Source organism: Brevibacillus ruminantium (assembly GCF_023746555.1).
Lineage (GTDB): Bacteria > Bacillota > Bacilli > Brevibacillales > Brevibacillaceae > Brevibacillus > Brevibacillus ruminantium.
This window is the reverse complement of sequence record NZ_CP098755.1, coordinates 2,517,441-2,534,894: the sequence shown is the minus strand read 5'-3', so window position 1 is coordinate 2,534,894 and position 17,454 is coordinate 2,517,441. Positions and strand designations below refer to the sequence as shown.

Genomic DNA, 17,454 nt, shown 5'->3' with positions numbered 1-17,454 from the left:
TCCTCGAACTGGGCAACTACCCTTTTTTCAACTGTTGTTTCCATTGAAATAGCTTTAACATCGCATCCATCGGCGTCGTCTGGTTCAGATCAAGCTCACGCAGCTCGACCATGATCCGTTCCTCGTCGGGAGATAGCAGATTTGCCGGCTCCTCCCGCACCGCGGCAACCGGCGCAGACCAAAGTGTCTCCAGTGACATTTGCTGATCATGAGCAGGATGTCCTCCTGTTTCCAGGCTGCTTAAAATTTCACGGGCTCTTTCGATCACCTGATTCGGCATCTCGGCAAGCTCCGCCACGTGAATTCCGTAGCTTTTGTCAGCTCGACCCGGTTCGATTTTATGCAAAAAGAGCAGTTTGCCAGCCCTTTCTTCGCAGCGGGCATTGACATTGACAACACCCGGCAAAGCGTCCTCTAAGCCGGTTAGTTCATGATAGTGTGTAGAAAACAATGTCTTGGCTCCAATTTTTTGTTGGATGTACTCGATCACAGCCTGAGCCAGTGCCATCCCGTCATACGTTGATGTGCCGCGGCCGATCTCGTCAAGCAGAATCAAGCTTTGCGCTGTCGCTTTTTGCAAAGCGTGCTTGGTCTCCAGCATTTCGACCATAAACGTAGAATGGCCTCCTACGAGATCATCGGCAGCCCCGATTCGGGTAAAAATTTGATCGACCAGGGACAGGCGTGCTTGTTTGGCAGGAACAAAACAACCGATTTGCGCCATCACCACCAAGAGGGCAACCTGCCTCATGTAGGTACTTTTACCTGCCATGTTGGGACCGGTAATCAGCAAAATCTGGCGATCCTTCTGGTTCATTTCCACATCATTGGCGACGTATTTTTCCCGCTCCAGAACCGCCTCCACTACGGGGTGTCTGCCTTCGTTGATGATGCACTCGCCCGATGTTACCAATTCCGGGCGAACATAGCCCCGCTCATCACTTACGGTGGCAAACGACTGCAATACATCGATCGCTGCAATTCGTTCCGCCAGTTCCTGCAAACGAGGGATGTGGCGAGCCACTTCGTTTCGAATCTGGACAAACAATTGGTATTCCAATTCAATCAGCTTTTCTTCTGCTTCGAGGATGAGCGATTCCTTTTCTTTCAGTTCTGGCGTAATGAAGCGCTCAGCATTTGCCAGTGTCTGTTTGCGCTCATACCTTCCTGCAGGCACGTTTCCAAGGTTCGCCCGGGAAATTTCTATGTAATAGCCAAAGACTTTATTGTAGCCCACCTTCAACGAACGAATCCCGGTAGCCTCCCGCTCCGATTGCTCTAACTGTGCGATCCAGGTCTTCCCTTCCCGGCTTGCGGTATGAAGCTTGTCCAGATAATCATCATAGCCGGAACGGATCAAGCCGCCTTCACGAACGGACACAGGCGGATCTTCGACCAATGCCGTCTGTAAAAAAGCGACGATGTCGGCACATTCGTCCATTCCTGTTGCAAGCTCGCTTAAAACTGGGGCATTCGTGCTCAGCAACAGCCGCTTCAACTCCGGAACACTCTCCAGTGAGAGGCGAAGCTGAATCAGGTCGCGGGCATTTGCATTTCCGTAGGAGATCCTGCCTGCCAAACGTTCCAGATCATATACCTGATCCAGGCATGTTCGCAAATCAGTGCGTAGCAAAAGGTCTGCCTTCAGATGAGATACGGCATCCAATCGTGCTTCCAGCTCTGTTTTATTGACCAAGGGGCGCTCGATCCAACGTCGCAGCATCCGCCCGCCCATCGCTGTTTCCGTGCGATCCAGCAGCCAAAGCAGCGATCCCTTCTTGGACTTGTCTCGGATGGTTTCCGTCAACTCCAGATTGCGCCTTGAAAAGCCGTCCATCTGCAGATATTGCTTGGCATCATAGCGCTTGATCAACCGCATATGTGCGAGGCTCCGCTTTTGGGTAGCCCCGATGTAATGAAGCAAGGTATTGACACCTAAGCGCATGGCAGGGTCCAGCTCTTTAGCAAGCGCTCCGTACTGCCCGTCCACAGCCAGCCCATCTACATCCGACTTATCGATGTAGCTGGTAGGGACATCCTTTTTAAGCTCCGAGTTCCAGCCGGCTAGTATCAATTCTTTGGGGCGGTATTGCATCGCTTCGTCCAATGCTGCCTCTTTTCGCCCTAACAAGGAGGTCGCGTACATCTCACCGGTACTCATGTCACATGCGGCTACGCCAAAGCTGCCATTCTCTTCCGCCACGGCTACAAGGTAATTATTTTCCTTGTCCGAAAGCCATTTCCCCTCCATCATCGTTCCCGGCGTAATCACTTTGGTTACTTCCCGGCGCACGACTCCTTTTGCTGACTTAGGGTCTTCAACCTGTTCACAGACGGCAACCTTGTAGCCTTTTTTCAGCAATTCGGCGATATAGTTATCGGCGGAGTGGTGAGGTACCCCGCACATCGGGATTTTCTCATCTCCCCCGCCTTCCCGTCCTGTCAGTGTAATTTCCAGTTCACGAGATGCCTGGATCGCATCATCAAAGAAAAGTTCGTAAAAGTCGCCTAAGCGAAAAAACAAGAAAGTATCCGGATAATCTCGCTTGATCGCCAGATACTGTTGAATCATCGGGGTATATTGAGCCATCGCTATACGTCTCCTAGCATCGAAAATCTCATCCGTTCAATTATAACATGGGAAAACACCCCCCGTGTACCGTATATCCCCAAAGGAATGTCTAGCCTTTTCAATCATAGAGACACCATTCTCTCCGCAGGTCTTGATCCGCGGGCCAGACTTTTACCGCGAGCAGATAGGAGAAATATTGATCCAGAATTGATCTGGACCGTTCATAGTCCGGGAGCTGCGACAGCTCTTTTCGCATCGCCTCTACGAAGGGAATAAGGCGTTCCTTGTCACTGCTGTAATAAGCTCGAATCAGTGAAGGAGGGATACTGTCCTGGCTCAGCAGCTCGCTTGAGACCGCCACCAAATGAGCGAGATGCAGAACACCCCTGGTTACGATGGGATGTACAAGCCAACTTGGCAACGTACGGTATTCGAACCCGGAGACACTGTTTCCGTACTCCTTTTCGCGGACGTCGCCCAGAAATCCATAGCGGGGACGCCGTTGTCGGCAGCCCTGATCCTCGATCAAAACCAAGGGGAGCGCCAGGTAAGCATCCAGTTGACGCAGCAGTCGAAAATGAGGGCGGATGCCGCTAAAGTGGATGTGACCGCCGATCGGATAGCCCTCAAAGGGCATACCTCCCGCGAGCCATTCGATCTCTTTATCCGTTATTTTCTGGGCAGCTTTCCCCAATGCCTTCACGATGCGCAAGAACAAAATGTCAGGGTTGCCAGAAGGTGCGGGACGCAATTCAACCAAAGGATGCTGGTGCAGTGCCAGCTCTTCCCGATATCGTGTCGAGTCACATCCGACGACACCCGTTGTCCCTAAGTATTCGGAGGCCAGAACCATTTTGCCATCTGCGTCACGCAAGGCAAATTCCGGATCTGCCCCGAGCTTCAGCTGGATATGCGTGCCCCAGCGATCCTGTTCAGCACGCCACCATTTTTCTGCTTCCCTGCTAAGCTCTTCTGCGTGTGCCAGCTCCCAAGTATCAGAGACCGCTCGCACTTTTATGCGATAGGGAGAGGCTGCCTCTAGAATGATTTGGCCCGAATAGAGACCGACTGCATAGAGACATCGCCTAGCCAGGCGCAGGACTGCGCTGACCTCATAATCCTCTGCGGATGGGTCAATGCGTTCAAACCGTTTATGATCAACCGTGTGCTGGAGCCACTGAGGTTGTTGCTGACACCGTTCTGCCGTCAGCACATGTTTCTCAATCAGTTGGATGCGGTACGTTCGCGTGCCTGGTTCAGGAGCTTCCTCTCTCGTCGTAGGGATTCCATTAATGCGCAGCAGATACTTCAGTCTTACAGGATTTTTTAGAAAGGCCACCAGCTTTTTGTGATTCTGCGGAAGAACCAGATCCTGCCAGCACTCACTCCATTCCGAGCGGGATCCCTTTGCTTCTTCGCTACATGCAAACACACCCGTCACCTCCACTCAGATGTGATAGCCTATGTCACCAGCCCGGAAAAAGTGAAGCTGCCCGGGTATGAACCTGGGCAGCTTTCCATATCCATAGAAAAAGAAAAAGAGGAGATGGTTCGTCTCCTCTTAATCCAATTCGTCCAGCAGCGTGGCCGAATCAAAATCATCATACTCATCGCTGTTGTCTTCGTAGTCACCGATCATATGGAAATCCTTGTCGTCGCAGCTATTGCACACGACTACACATACCTTGGTTTCCCCAATGACCTCGACTGCATATTCACTTTCTACTCTTACTGTGACGGTTCCGCCGCCGCTCAGTTCAGCTTTGACGCACTTCGGCTGTTCTACGGCGCGGGCGACGATTTCCAGGTCTCCGCGGCAGTTTCTGTCGAAGAACGAAAGCGGAACGAGTACGGAGAAATCGACGGTCTCCCGCTTAACTTCGGTTTGCGTGTTATCGGCAAACGAGTACCACAGGTTGACGTCATACGTACCAGATACCTCAACCGCGTCCCCATCCTTCTCTGCCTGGAAATTCGTGTTTATCACCCAGCATCCGAGGATCGTCGAAGGAGTGTGCGATGTTATGATGGTGTGGGTCGTTTGTGTAAATTTATGACCTTTACCGCAGACGGCTTTGGCGATGAGTTCCCGGCACTGCAGGTCTTTGTCTATACCCGACATTTCGTTACCTCCTCCATACAACGTTTCTGTACATTTGTATGCAGGGCATCCGACTAGGGTGCAAACACCCAGCGCCATTTTGGGAAGGCTTGTCGCCTGATCATTATAGAAGTCTTGCGGTATTCATGTTTTTAGGAGCAGCAACCGTCTGTATGTTTTTTCTCCGGTCCGCCTCCCGTTTCTCCTGTCAGCGGATTGCCGCCTGTGTCGAGAACGATGCGCTCCGAAACGGTGTTGGTAATGACGTTTGTAATCATTTGGAGCAAATCATTGACATCCACTTGGGACTGCTTGAACTCGGTGACGAGCGGAATGCTGTCCAGCTCTTCGTGAAGCTGGTTGTATTCATTTTCAACTTTTTTCACCAGATCTGCCTTGTTCATGGATTCGAACATGACCATTTGTTTTTGCTTCTTTTTCAGGTCGCTAATCAAATCCTGGACGCGTTCGTTGTTCTTGATCTGAAGTTCGGCGCGTTTGTAGAAGTCTACTTCCTTCGTGCGGGCGATCATCCCAGCCAGTTCGCGTGCCTTCTCCAGAATCTCTTTGTGTGTGTACAGTTCTGTTTGTTCCATCTCTCTTTACACCTCGATTTTTCTTACGATTTCCCCGTGAAGGGTCCATGTTTTTACATCTGTTATTTTAACATGTGTGTATTGGCCAATCAGTGAATGATCACCGACAAAGTGAACCAGCTTGTTCGTCCGCGTACGGCCGGCCAGTACTTCTGGATTGTTTTTGGACTCGCCTTCGACCAGGACCTCTACGACCTGATCTTTCAGAGGCTGATTTCTTTCCAGACTGATTTTTGCCATCAGTTCGTTCAGGCGGTACAAGCGTTCTTTTTTGACTTCTGTCGGTACATTGTCCTCCATCACGGCTGCCGGTGTACCCTCACGCGGCGAGTAGATAAAGGTATAAGCCAGATCGTACCCTACCGCTTCGACCAGCGAAAGCGTTTCTTCGAACTGTTCATCCGTTTCTCCCGGGAAGCCGACGATAATATCGGTCGTCAGAACCACATCAGGAATCACCGCTTTAATTTTACGCACCAGCTCCAGATAGTGTTCTCGCGAATACTTGCGGGCCATGCGCTTCAGCACTTCCGTCGAACCGGACTGAACTGGCAAGTGAATGTGTTCCACCAGATTTCCCCGTTTTCCCAGCACCTCAATCAGGTGATCGTCAAAATCTCTCGGGTGGCTGGTCGTGAAGCGTATGCGCGGAATGTCGACCTTGCGGATTTCGTCCAGCAGATCGCCAAATCCGTATTCGATATCCTCAAAGTCTTTTCCATAGGCGTTGACGTTCTGACCCAGGAGCGTGATTTCCTTGAAGCCTTGACGAGCCAGGTCACGCACTTCTGCGATAACATCCTCTGGTCGGCGGCTGCGCTCCTTCCCGCGTGTATACGGAACGATACAGTACGTACAGAACTTGTCGCAACCATACATGATGTTGACCCAAGCTTTGGTTTTTCCTTCGCGGAGCTTCGGCATATTTTCAATGATGTCGCCCTCTTTGGACCACACCTCGATCACCATTTCCTTGCTAAACATGGCATCGCGGAGCAAGAAAGGAAGACGGTGAATGTTATGGGTACCAAAAATCAGGTCGACCTGCTGATAGCTCTTGAGGATCTTGTTGACCACTTTTTCTTCCTGAGACATGCAGCCGCATACGCCCAGAATTAAGTTGGGATTGTTGTGTTTCAAGCGTTTCATGTGCCCCAACTCGCCGAATACCTTGTCTTCGGCATTTTCCCGAATCGCACAGGTATTGAAAAGAATCACATCGGCTTTTTCCACTTCTTCTACAGCGGAATACCCCATTTGTTCGAGGATGCCGGAGATGGTCTCCGAATCATGCTCATTCATCTGGCAGCCATAGGTACGCAAATGATAATGCTTGCCTTTCCCGATCTCTTTCATATCCTCAGGAATGTCAAAATTATAGTGCACTTGAATTTCTTCTTTGCCCCGCTTTTTTGCTTCCTTTAAAGAGGGCGGTTGAAAATATTTGGCGTAGTCTTCCACTGATTTGGCTGACTTCCCGGATTTTAAGTCCGGAGTCGCGTCCTTCTTCGCTGTCATTTGTCTATCACCTCATCTGCAAGATGTGTTTGTTGGTAGTTACAACTCATGATTATAGCACATCCAGCGCTGTTTCCCGAATGGAATTGAGAACTTCCTATGAAGATTCGAGGCGCCAAGCATTTGATTCCCGTCGGCATCTGCTTAGATTTATCATTTCGACACATGAATGTCGAAAGTGCCCCATATACATTTTTCAAGAGCCTATCCATGCAAATGGCTCTTGAACCAGCTCCGGCATCGGCCATTAGACCTGGTCCTTCCATACATAACCCGGTTTGATCGGAGGTAGAATCCGGTCATACGCGACTCGACTGTGACTATCTACACAATTTTTCCTTTCGGGCTTGTTTTCTTGCAACTTCTTCCTGTCCACCTTCGTCAGAAATGCAGGCCAAACGAAAACCAAACAGATCAGGAGGTTCCTATGAAAAGAGTGCTGTCGTTCTTTCTCGCTGTGATGATGTTCATTACAGTCGTGCCTTTTGTAAGTGCCCAAAGCACCTTCTCTGACGTCCCGCGTAATCACTGGGCGTATAAAGAAATCCAGGCTATGGCATCCAAAGGGATCATCAAAGGTTATGAGGATGGAAAGTTCCGTCCCAACAGCCTTGTAACCCGGGCGGAGTTTGCAAAAATCATGATCGCTGCGGCAGGCGTAGATATCGACAAGTCAAAGGTAAGCCAGACGTTTCAGGACGTTCCGAAGAATCACTGGGCTTTCTATTATGTCGAGTACGCCAAACCGTATTTGACCGGGTACAAATCGGATACGGGCAACCGCTATACCTACAAGCCTGACCAGTACGCTGTACGTGAAGATATCGCCGTCGCTCTTGTTCGTTTGCTTGGTTATGACCAAAAATACCAGGCTGACCTGAGCGTACTCAAGCGCTTCAATGACGACAACCGTGTGTCCCCTGCTCTCCGTCCCTATGTGGCGCTTTCGATCCAAACTGATCTGATGAAGGGCAGCAACAATTACTACCGTCCTCAGGACGCCATTACGCGAGCTGAAGCAGCGTCTTTGCTGTTCCGTGCTCTGCTGGATCAAAAGGATGACGAAACCAAGGTGGTCTTCCCGTCTCCGGAGAAACCAAACCAAGAGCTTCCGACCAGTGTTACCGACAACTTCAATTCTGACGATTTGAAAAAATGGGATACAGACAAAGCGATCGGCACATGGGAGGTTGTCAACAATCAGGTGTCAGCCGTAACCAAGGATCGCAAGCTGGAACACTTCTTCCTGCCGTTGATCTGGAATGAAAAAGCCAACACAGACCGATTCGAGATGTCTGTGGACGTCAATGCAGACGGCACGAATGGACTAGGTGGACTTTATTTCAACGGGAAGAATGAAAAAGCACACGTCGTCTTCTTCACAAAGGATCGCGTAATCCTGGCGAAAGTGGATGACGTGAACGATGAAGACTACGACATTATTGCAACGAGCTCGTATAAGCTGAAGAGCACGAATAAGCTGAAAATCGTCGTAAATAAAGACAACATCTCCATCTACATCAACAATCAGTATTTGTTTGGCCAACAAAAACTGAAGCTGGATGGAACCGAACTCGGTCTTTATCTGCAAAAAGCTGCGACCAAAGACGCTCCGAAAAAGATTACAACGCTCGACAATTTCAGCTTTAAGCTGGTTCGGTAAATTCATATAAACCGTCTCCCTCGGCAGCGCGATCACGCTTTGATCGTCCTTCCCGGAGACGGTTTTTTCTTCGCGGCAAAAATTGTGAGCCCTCCGCCCTAGAAATGATTGGCGCAGAGCGTTATAATGATAACGATTCTTGACCATAAAGGAGTTACCTATGTCTTTTTCTGTGAACCGCTCTTTTTTGTGGATGGATTCTGGTACGTACCAGGAAAGCCCATTGGAGCCTTTGGCCAGAGACGAGGCGCTGACTGCAGAAATGCAGCAGGAAAACGCCGCGCCGATTATCCATCTGTGGGTCTATGACAAAGCTCTTTATTTGGGCAGGCGTGACGCCAAGCTGCCTCGACTGGAACAAGCCTTGCATCATTTTGGACAGAAAGGGTTTGGCTGTGTCTTACGTTCTTCGGGTGGTGCCTGTGTGCCTCTGGATGCAGGTGTACTGAATCTTGCCTGTCTGTTACCGGATACGTCGATATCCATTGATGCTTTTTTTCAATTTGTCACTCAATTACTGTCGGTAGGATTGCGTGACTTCGGTGAAGTTCAGTTTGGAGAAGTAGTGGGTTCCTATTGTGCCGGAGAGTATGATTTCTCCCTTTGTGGTAAAAAAATAGGTGGAATGGCTCAACGTCGCACGCGGTTTGGGTCAATCTTGCAACTCTGCATCAACGTCGAAGAACAGCCTCGTGGTGAGTGGATGGAGGAATTTTACAGCCTTGCCGGATTGTCCGACATGGAAAAAAACAAGCCGATTCCATCTATTGATGGCAGTACTGTTGGCAGTATTGCTGATCTTACAGGATCGTCTGTTACGGTGGCCGAGGTGAAGGAGCGTTTGTATGCAGCTATTCAATCTCATTGGCCAGTCCAGCACGTTCCCTTTGCTGTCAATGACCACACACTCACCATGAGTCGTGCACATCTGGCTGATCGTCTGGGCCTGTTTGCTTTTACCGCAAAAGAGCTGGGTCACCCCGGCTGGAAACTGTCTGCCGCTTTGGAACCGATACGCTTCGACAACTAGAACAAGCGCTGTAATGACAGCGCTGGCAACATTTTAGGAGGAGATATGAATCGAGATCGAAAGGGAAAGTTTCAGGATTTGAATGCCCTTTTTGTATTTGGGGCTGCCACCGTTTTGGCCATTCATATTCTGGGCTTCTTTATTCAGACGAATCGAGAGTATCCCTGGAATACGGACATGGAAGCCGTGCTTTTGATTTTGCTCCGATTTGGTCGGTCATTGTTTATTTTTGCGACCGGTATGCTTCTGTTTTACTGGTACCAAAAACGCCACGTGGACTGGGGCAATTTTTGGCGAAAGCGTTGGTGGACGATCGTTCTGCCATATATCATCTGGACTGCAATCTACACCATGTTCAAATTGCAGACCGTCAATCCTGTTGAATGGGCGGGACCATTTCTTCACAGCTTGTTTACAGGAAGCGCTTTTTACCATTTGTACTACATTCCGTTGTACTTGCAGTTAAATGTCCTCTTTTTCTTCTGCAAAGGATGGGTGGAAAAGCATCTTCGCTTTTGGATGGTAGGCCTTTTGTTCGTCATCCAAAATGCGGTCTATCTGGGCTATCACTATCTGTTTGCAGATCCGCAATGGGCCATTGACTGGTCGGGTCATCCATTGCTCTCCCTGATCCAATACGGGTATATCACCAGTCAAAATTATGTCTATATGTATCTTTTCACATTTGCACTCGGTGCTTATGCCGGTCTCAACGTAGACAAATGGCGGCTGTGGACGGCACGTCTGCGCATTCCAGCAGCACTCGTAACCATAGGGATAGCCTTCTGGATTGCATACCGCTTCATCAGTGACCAAGTGAGCTATGAAGAGAGCTTGAACATCTTCGATCCGCTCTATCTGTTGTATACGACCAGCTTCCTGATCAGCTTTTATCCCCTTTCCCGCTACCTGGGCAGTCTGCCCGTGATCAGCGGATGGTTGTCTCAAGGGGCTAAGTATAATATGGCCATCTATATGGTTCATCCATTGATTTTGTTTTTATTGGAGAGCTACGTTATATTTCGACTGGATTGGTCTGTACCCGTCTTAATCACAGCAATGTTTGTGATTACGCCCCCACTCTCTATTTTTTTGTATCAGCATACGCAGATTTCTTCATGGAAGCGCGGCTCCGGAAACAAGGAACGCCGTCCTGTCTTTATGAAAACAAATGGCGCCTGATTCTAAGGCGCCTTTTACTTTTCATAACGAAGTGTCCGCTCATTATAACGCCATAACTGATAAGAGCTCTTCTCCATTATCGGGACACCTGTCAAATCCAGCGAGCGTTCCAAACTGAAATAAATCATGGATTTTTGTGCTGCATCTAGAAAGACAGAAGCATCAAGTACTTCATGATTCTCCCGCTGCTTTTGACGTAGTTGCCGGTGGGCAAGGCCGTTCCACACTTCCCGGTAGCCTTCCGGGGTTTTGTGCAGGATATGGTATGTACGCTCATCTACATCTGCAGAGGGACTATTGGTCGTAAGCACCAGTTGGTTATCGGCTACAAGCTGATAGCTGTAAACAGACTCTGCTTTGCTGAAGGCCGCTTGGTAGTGGCTGCCTTTCCGTTCGTAGACCACTACCAGTCCCTGTCCGTCAGGCAGGTTGATTGATGCGAGCAAATCCGGTGGGAGCTCGGATTGCGCCTGGGCAGTCTCCTTTTGATTTCCGATGGGTATGAGCTTGATTCCGTCTCGCGTAACCAACTGACGAACATCTTCGGCCACTCTGCCGCTCATATCTTCCACAATCCACGCAGGAGTAGACAGAGTCGTTCCGTCATGGCTGGCAAATCCATAACTTGAAAGTGAATACTGTCTGCCCGCTGCGAAACCGATCCCCGCCGATACTAGCATTATCAAGGCAAGTGCAGCCCAGATTGTTTTTCTCATGGCAACAGCTCCTTGCAAAAAGGCGATCCACTGGTAAGACGCTAGAACCAGTAAAAAAGTTACATCTTTCCTACAATCACCTAATGTATTCTCTGCATGATTCCTGCATAATACAAGCAAGGGACTTTTTGTTCCACACCTCGATCATTTGCCCGGTTCCTGCCGGGCATCTTTGCTTTGTTTTTCTTCAGAGCCCTATCCTTCCTTTACTCCTTGCGGTATCATAGAGGTGAACCACATAAGGTGAATCTTCACCAAAGAGAAGAAAGGTGGTGGCTGTTGTTTTGAATCTAGACCCGCAATTGCTTCACTCAAAGATAAAGGATCTGGTGATTGCTTCCACAAAAGTAGCTCATGTACAGCTCGGCAATTCTCTGGAACACGCCCTGCTGGTTCTGATTAAGTCAGGCTACTCGGCAATCCCGGTATTGGATCACTCTTACCGACTTCACGGTCATGTCAGCACAACCAATATCATGAACAAAATTCTTGGGTTGGAACGGTTTGAATATGAAAAAATGGCTGACTATACAGTGGATCAGGTCATGACTACCAAAATTGCCCGAATGAAGGACTCGGATGAGTTTTTGAAAGCATTGGAACTGTCAATCAATCACCCGTTTATCTGTATCGAGGATGAAAATGGTGTTTTTCAGGGGATTCTGACCCGGAAATCGATCTTGGCGCTTGTCTATCGGCATTTTCGGCAATTGCCTTATCCTGCTGCGGAGAATCAAGTGTCATCTCCCGAGGCTACATAGGCCCGGAACCGACAAAAATTAAAGGCAGACCTGGCCCCTGCAGCCGGGTCTGCTTTTTTTTTTGTGAAAAACGGTCATGACCGTATTGTGCATTTCTCACCATCAGATGGTTGGTCCTTGGTCGTGTCCTACTATAACAAATCAGCCAGTATGATCGGTGACTCCTGAATGTTCTCATGGTGTATTTCTCTGATGGTCGGCACCATTCCTTTCAGGAGAGAGCGGGCGTATTCCATTGGGTGACGATACGTCCGTTTGAACATCGTCATTTCTTTGGCTTTGTAAAAGGAGTAACGCTGATCTCTTACATTAATCTCGATCAAGTACGGTTTTCCTTTGTCGTCAATCCCCATATCCATGCCGAGATCGGCTAGTGACGGGTAGTTCTTTGCATATTGCCTGGCCAAATCCAACGCTGCTTTTTGGATACTCTCCACGATTTGTTCCTGCTGCTCCTGTGAAAATATATCCTGCCAAACGGATTTCAGTGGGACTGCCTTTCCACCACGAGACAAATTGCTCAATTTGTTTTGTGGATTGGCCACTTTTGCAACCATGCCGCTTACTGTCCATTTCATCTCTCTGTTTTTTTGAACCGATACCCGGATATCATAGGTTCTGCCCTGATAACGATTCAACGGAACACCCTGCTGAATCAAAAAACGCCTCTTTCCGGTCCACTCTGCCAGCTCCGACAGCAATCGCTGCCTTGTCAATACCTTTCTCTGCTTGGACGAGATGAAATGGTAGTGATCCCCCTCCCGCTCAATTCTCACGACACCGATCCCCACGGAACCAACGGCTGGCTTGACGTACAAAATCGAATAGCGGTTGAGAAAGTCTCGAATCTTTTCCCCCGAATATTTCACTGTATGGGGCAAGTAAGAACGTATTTTCGGGTTTTTCCACAGCATCTGGTGTACTCTCCACTTATCTCTGACGACCAGACCGTTAAACACAATCTGTTTCTTGCTTAATTGCCGAATCACTTTGCGCGATTGCTGATCTCCAGTCAAAACACGATTGTGAATCACTCTCGGTATCGGAACAATTCTCGGAACAAGACGCTTTCCGTTCCAAAAGTATCCCTTTACCTTTCCGTTTGACCGTACATGGCGGGGGTGAAAAAAAACAGGCTCAAGCCCCATTTCTTTTCCGATTTCAGCGTAATAAGGCAAATGTTCATACGACTTTTTGCCATCGATGCCGCTTTGCATAATCGCCCAATCCAGCATAATTCCAACTCTATCCACGGAGTTTTGCCCCCTTGATTCATTCCTCTCTTCAGGGTATGTTTCTCCATTTGGAAGAGCGTGCCTATTTTTGTCAGATCCTGCGCTTGCCCGGGAAAGGCAGCGTGCGTAAAAACGGTTGTACTCTTCACGTATCTCTGCGCTCGATTGCAATCAGGAAAGGAGCTTGGTTCTGTTGGTTGATGTATTGGTAGTGCAGGACAAGATACTCCATCTGACTCAGTTGTGAGCAATATGCCAAAACAGCCTCTTTCTCGGTGCTCCCTGCTGCATGACCCCAGTAGATCATCACGGTCATGATGCCTCCGGGCTTTAGAATTGACAACCCTGCGGAAATGGCTCGTACGGTACTGGATGCTTGCGTGGTAATTTCTTTGTTGCCCCCCGGCAGATAACCCAGGTTGAACATGATGGCCCCGGCTGAATCCGATAGCAGCTCCATTTCTTCATGACTGGCCAGCTTCATCTCCACCCTCTCCAGTACCCTTTCCCGCTGCAGACGCTCTCGGGTCTTCTCGATCGCTTGGGGTTGAATATCGTAGGCGACAACCTTTCCCTCCTGGCCTACCAGGGTTGCGAGAAACAGTGTATCATTGCCGTTGCCCATCGTGGCATCAATCACGGTCTCCCCTGGTGACACCCTCTCTCGTATCAGATTTCTTGCTACCTCCAAAACATTTGGAAACAACCTCTTTCTCTCCTTCCGCATGAATCCTCTTTTTAAACTTCAAGCCGCAAACCGATTTTTGCGATGTGGCAAGCTCCACTTTTGAAGACACTCGCTTCCCTCCGCACCTCTTCTTCTTCATACTGGTAAAACAGATGCGTAATTAACAGCGAACGGCATTGCAGCTTTTCGGCCCATTCCGCAGCCTGTTTGACACTGAGATGGCCGTTGGGCGTGGCCGGACGATTTCTTTCCAGATAGGTGCCTTCACAAATGAATAAATCCGTACCTTTCGCAAAGCCATCCCACTGGGTGCCTGGGCCACTGTCTGCACCGTACACGATTGATTTCCCTTGTGACTCTATTTTCATCGCATAACAAGGGTCCCCATCTCCATGATCCGTACGGAGAAAGGAGAGCCTCATGTCTCCAATCTCCCGTGTACTCCCCTCCTCAATCGGATAAAACCGGGTTGCCTCCCGGTAAACCAGTTCTGCTGCTTTCTCAGCCGGCTCTGCCGGAGCATAGATGGGCAGTGGACGGTCCTTGTCACGCTGCCCAAACAATTGGTGGACCATCAGTCCATACTGCAAGACCCCTACATCGGCTACATGATCGTGATGATAGTGACTGAGAAGCAGGGCATCCAAGTCATAGACAGGAAGGTACCGGGTAAGCTGTGCCAACACACCGCTTCCGCAATCCAGCAGCAAATTGGTTGTATCGGTTTGGATGAGATAGCCGGGTGTAGCTCCAGATGGACCCGGATATGGGGACTGGAAGCCAAGTATAGTTAGGTGCATATTCATATCGCTTCCTCTCATAGGATGGAGTAAGTGGGACAGGAGGTCTGACATGCAACATTCTTGGAAAGCCGCATTGCAAATCGCCTTTACCTATATCGGTACGGTAGTGGGAGCAGGCTTTGCTTCCGGTAAAGAGATTGTTGAGTTCTTTGTTCAATATGGATCTCAAGGGCTGATCGGGATTTTCCTCGCCACTGGCCTGTTTATTTGGGGCGGAGTACGTGTCATGCTCCTCTCCTATCGCATTCAGGCAGACTCCTATCAAGATCTGAGCACGTATTTATTTGGACGACCCATTGGCACCATTTTCAACCTCATTTTGTTAACGGTACTTTTTGGCACGACGTCCGTCATGCTCGCTGCAACAGGTGCCGTTTTTTGGGAATCCTTTGGCCTCCATCCGCAAGTCGGGATCGTAGTGAGCATGCTGCTGATCTTTTTCATTGCACAGCGAGGATTGATCGCCATTCACTCCGTCAACAGTTTCTTCGTCCCGCTCTTGATCGCGTTCACCGCACTTGTATTTCTTTACTCGAAGCCTTGGTTGGAAACAGGTCCGTTGATCGAGATCAATAAGCCTTTTGCCTGGCTTAGTTCCCCTCTCTACTATGTTGCCTTAAATGTATCACTTACACAAGCGGTTCTGGTTCCGATCGGACGTCACAGCACGGGTGAGCGGCCTCTGATCTTGGGTGGTATTATTGGGGGATCGGGCATTGGCTTGTTATTGATCTTGGCCTATTCCTCCATGTCGGTGCGCATGCCAGTCCTCGGTCAAGCTGAAATGCCGATGATCACCTTGCTGCAGGGATTGGGTACATCCATCCCTTTCTTTTTCTCCCTACTCGTCTACGCAGAAATATTCTCTACGCTGGTCTCCAACGTGTTTGGACTATCAGAGCAAGTAAAAAAGGCAACTGGTCTTCGCAGGCCAACGATTGTCGGAGGCATTCTCCTGATCGGCTACTTCATCAGCTTTATCGGATTTGGACCTTTGCTCCGGCTGCTCTATCCGTTATTTGGCCAGTTGGTTCTGCTATTTTTGCTGATGCTTTTTTTGCAACAGGTTTTGCGTAAACCAACCTGAGATTATTGAGGCAGCACGTATCTTGTAGAATCGAGTAGGAGGGGGTGGCTAACCCCCGTCCTCTCACACCACCGTACGTACCGTTCGGTATACGGCGGTTCACCAAGCTTGACGAATGTCAAAATATCGCTGTGTTAAGCTTTTGAGCCCTTGTTGTTGCCAGTAGGCAATGCCGAGGGCTTTGTGTATATGCGGAGTCTTTGTAGTACGCCATGCCCCCTTGCGGGTGTTTGCAATTTCAATTGCTTTTGTGTGAGATATACCAAGAGAACGGAGTTCTCGATATCTGGTTCTCACTCGTTTCCACTGCGTCCACAAGCAAAGACGGAGCCTACGCCTTGTCCATTCCTCAATGGATTGTAAGATTCCCTTTGCGTCTGCAAGGGCAAAATATCCAATCCAACCCATGAGATACTGGTTTAACCTTTCAACCCGTTCCTCAAGCGAGATACTCCACACTGGATTCGTGATCGTGCGGATTTTCTCTTTTAACTTGAGAAGGGATTTTGGGTGGATACGAACCGTTGTCTGTTTTACGAAAGTAAAACTAAAGCCAAGGAATTTACGTTTCCACGGCCGGTCCACCGCACTTTTCTCCTCATTTACTTTTAGCCTAAGCACCTTTTCCAAGTAATCTTTCATGCTCTTCTTAACCCGTTCTCCTGCTCGTCTTGTTTTCACGTAGACGTTGCAATCGTCCGCATAGCGGCAAAAGCGATGTCCCCTCTTTTCTAATTCCTTATCCAGATCATCAAGCAAGATATTTGCTAATAGTGGGCTTAGCGGTCCACCTTGCGGTGTCCCCTCACTTGAGGTAGTACAGATTCCTTTTATCATGACACCTGCGTTTAGATAGGATCGAATCAGCTTTAGAAGGCGCTTGTCTTGGATTTTACGAGCCACGCGGCTCATCAGGATATCATGGTTGACACGATCAAAGAATTTCTCTAGATCGATGTCCACCACGAATCTGTATCCTTCCCTGATATACGCTTGCGCTTTCCTTACTGCCATGTGGGCGCTACGTTTCGGGCGAAATCCGTAACTGGACTCCGAGAAGGTGGGATCGAAGATCGGTGTTAATACTTGGAGGATGGCTTGCTGGATGAAGCGGTCCACCACGGTGGGAATGCCTAATAACCTTACGCCTCCGTCAGGTTTCGGGATTTCGACTCTGCGGACAGGTGAAGGTCGATAGGTTCCTCTTTCCAATTCCTCACGGATAGTTTGCCAGTGTTCGTGTAGATAGTCGCGTAGTTGTTCGGTTGAAACACCATCGACTCCACCAACACCTTTGTTTGCTTCTACTCGTTGAAGTGCCATCCGTAAGTTTTCCCGTGATAAAACTTTCTCCAGCAAGTCCATAACGATATTCCTTCCTTCGCACATGCGGGTTCCGTGTTTGCTGAACGATACTCAGCCCTCTTTTGTACCCTCGGGGCTTCACCCCTGCTCTTCAAAAGTAGTTCCTTTCTGGAATTCTGCTTCGACGTATCGTAACA

15 protein-coding genes are annotated in these 17,454 nt (G+C 49.1%); 5 read left to right on the top strand and 10 right to left on the bottom strand.

Going from position 1 to position 17,454, the window contains the following annotated elements:
- Positions 1-16: 16 nt before the first annotated feature.
- The 5 genes from mutS to miaB form a co-directional block, all read right to left on the bottom strand.
- Positions 17-2,590: a DNA mismatch repair protein MutS gene (gene mutS / locus NDK47_RS12460; RefSeq protein ID WP_251875310.1), complete on the bottom strand. Its 2,574-nt coding sequence runs from the start codon at positions 2,588-2,590 to the stop codon at positions 17-19.
- Between the two features lie 100 nt (positions 2,591-2,690).
- On the bottom strand, positions 2,691-4,004 hold the full coding sequence (locus NDK47_RS12455) for a putative amidoligase domain-containing protein (protein ID WP_251875308.1): 1,314 nt from the start codon (positions 4,002-4,004) through the stop codon (positions 2,691-2,693).
- Between the two features lie 129 nt (positions 4,005-4,133).
- On the bottom strand, positions 4,134-4,694 hold the full coding sequence (cotE, locus tag NDK47_RS12450) for an outer spore coat protein CotE (RefSeq protein ID WP_251875306.1): 561 nt from the start codon (positions 4,692-4,694) through the stop codon (positions 4,134-4,136).
- 131 nt (positions 4,695-4,825) lie between these two features.
- Complete coding sequence (locus NDK47_RS12445) at positions 4,826-5,269, bottom strand: YlbF/YmcA family competence regulator (protein ID WP_251875304.1); 444 nt, start codon at positions 5,267-5,269, stop codon at positions 4,826-4,828.
- A gap of 6 nt (positions 5,270-5,275) precedes the next feature.
- Positions 5,276-6,787, bottom strand: a complete 1,512-nt coding sequence (gene miaB / locus NDK47_RS12440; RefSeq protein ID WP_251875294.1) for a tRNA (N6-isopentenyl adenosine(37)-C2)-methylthiotransferase MiaB — start codon at positions 6,785-6,787, stop codon at positions 5,276-5,278.
- Positions 6,788-7,214: 427 nt separating this feature from the next.
- Between miaB and NDK47_RS12435 the strand changes: the two genes are divergently transcribed.
- From NDK47_RS12435 to NDK47_RS12425, 3 genes are all read left to right on the top strand, one after another.
- The gene (locus NDK47_RS12435) at positions 7,215-8,450 is read left to right on the top strand and encodes an S-layer homology domain-containing protein (protein ID WP_251875292.1); all 1,236 of its coding nucleotides are present in this window, start codon (positions 7,215-7,217) and stop codon (positions 8,448-8,450) included.
- A 160-nt stretch (positions 8,451-8,610) separates the two neighbouring features.
- Positions 8,611-9,480 (top strand): lipoate--protein ligase family protein, encoded by an 870-nt coding sequence (locus tag NDK47_RS12430; protein WP_251875290.1) that lies wholly within the window; start codon positions 8,611-8,613, stop codon positions 9,478-9,480.
- Positions 9,481-9,525: 45 nt separating this feature from the next.
- Positions 9,526-10,662, top strand: a complete 1,137-nt coding sequence (locus NDK47_RS12425; protein WP_251875288.1) for an acyltransferase — start codon at positions 9,526-9,528, stop codon at positions 10,660-10,662.
- A 14-nt stretch (positions 10,663-10,676) separates the two neighbouring features.
- On the opposite strand, the gene NDK47_RS12420 is transcribed toward NDK47_RS12425, so the two are convergent.
- On the bottom strand, positions 10,677-11,378 hold the full coding sequence (locus NDK47_RS12420) for a response regulator (protein WP_251875286.1): 702 nt from the start codon (positions 11,376-11,378) through the stop codon (positions 10,677-10,679).
- Between the two features lie 284 nt (positions 11,379-11,662).
- Here NDK47_RS12420 and cbpB point away from each other — a divergent pair, with 284 nt between their 5' ends.
- A complete protein-coding gene (gene cbpB, locus NDK47_RS12415) occupies positions 11,663-12,139 on the top strand; it encodes a cyclic-di-AMP-binding protein CbpB (protein WP_251876133.1) in 477 nt (158 codons plus the stop codon).
- 131 nt (positions 12,140-12,270) lie between these two features.
- On the opposite strand, the gene NDK47_RS12410 is transcribed toward cbpB, so the two are convergent.
- The 3 genes from NDK47_RS12410 to NDK47_RS12400 all read right to left on the bottom strand — a co-directional run bounded on the left by NDK47_RS12410 (position 12,271) and on the right by NDK47_RS12400 (position 14,868).
- Positions 12,271-13,392: a YheC/YheD family endospore coat-associated protein gene (locus NDK47_RS12410; RefSeq protein WP_251875284.1), complete on the bottom strand. Its 1,122-nt coding sequence runs from the start codon at positions 13,390-13,392 to the stop codon at positions 12,271-12,273.
- A 127-nt stretch (positions 13,393-13,519) separates the two neighbouring features.
- Positions 13,520-14,080 (bottom strand): tRNA 5-(aminomethyl)-2-thiouridylate-methyltransferase MnmM, encoded by a 561-nt coding sequence (locus tag NDK47_RS12405; RefSeq protein WP_251875282.1) that lies wholly within the window; start codon positions 14,078-14,080, stop codon positions 13,520-13,522.
- A 32-nt stretch (positions 14,081-14,112) separates the two neighbouring features.
- Positions 14,113-14,868 carry an MBL fold metallo-hydrolase gene (locus NDK47_RS12400; RefSeq protein WP_305883387.1) on the bottom strand — a complete coding sequence of 252 codons (756 nt, stop codon included), beginning with the start codon at positions 14,866-14,868 and terminating at the stop codon, positions 14,113-14,115.
- Between the two features lie 46 nt (positions 14,869-14,914).
- Here NDK47_RS12400 and NDK47_RS12395 point away from each other — a divergent pair, with 46 nt between their 5' ends.
- Positions 14,915-15,952 (top strand): YkvI family membrane protein, encoded by a 1,038-nt coding sequence (locus NDK47_RS12395; protein ID WP_251875280.1) that lies wholly within the window; start codon positions 14,915-14,917, stop codon positions 15,950-15,952.
- A gap of 99 nt (positions 15,953-16,051) precedes the next feature.
- On the opposite strand, the gene ltrA is transcribed toward NDK47_RS12395, so the two are convergent.
- Positions 16,052-17,317: a group II intron reverse transcriptase/maturase gene (gene ltrA, locus NDK47_RS12390; RefSeq protein WP_251871428.1), complete on the bottom strand. Its 1,266-nt coding sequence runs from the start codon at positions 17,315-17,317 to the stop codon at positions 16,052-16,054.
- Positions 17,318-17,454 lie beyond the last annotated feature (137 nt).

Bases quoted from the DNA above. Each gene is read 5' to 3' on its own strand.
- NDK47_RS12445 (WP_251875304.1), bottom strand. From the start codon at position 5,269: ATGGAACAAACAGAACTGTACACACACAAAGAGATTCTGGAGAAGGCA.
- NDK47_RS12425 (WP_251875288.1), top strand. From the start codon at position 9,526: ATGAATCGAGATCGAAAGGGAAAGTTTCAGGATTTGAATGCCCTTTTT.
- NDK47_RS12395 (WP_251875280.1), top strand. From the start codon at position 14,915: ATGCAACATTCTTGGAAAGCCGCATTGCAAATCGCCTTTACCTATATC.
- miaB (WP_251875294.1), bottom strand. From the start codon at position 6,787: ATGACAGCGAAGAAGGACGCGACTCCGGACTTAAAATCCGGGAAGTCA.
- NDK47_RS12435 (WP_251875292.1), top strand. From the start codon at position 7,215: ATGAAAAGAGTGCTGTCGTTCTTTCTCGCTGTGATGATGTTCATTACA.
- mutS (WP_251875310.1), bottom strand. From the start codon at position 2,590: ATGGCTCAATATACCCCGATGATTCAACAGTATCTGGCGATCAAGCGA.
- ltrA (WP_251871428.1), bottom strand. From the start codon at position 17,317: ATGGACTTGCTGGAGAAAGTTTTATCACGGGAAAACTTACGGATGGCA.
- cotE (WP_251875306.1), bottom strand. From the start codon at position 4,694: ATGTCGGGTATAGACAAAGACCTGCAGTGCCGGGAACTCATCGCCAAA.
- NDK47_RS12420 (WP_251875286.1), bottom strand. From the start codon at position 11,378: ATGAGAAAAACAATCTGGGCTGCACTTGCCTTGATAATGCTAGTATCG.
- NDK47_RS12400 (WP_305883387.1), bottom strand. From the start codon at position 14,868: ATGAATATGCACCTAACTATACTTGGCTTCCAGTCCCCATATCCGGGT.
- NDK47_RS12430 (WP_251875290.1), top strand. From the start codon at position 8,611: ATGTCTTTTTCTGTGAACCGCTCTTTTTTGTGGATGGATTCTGGTACG.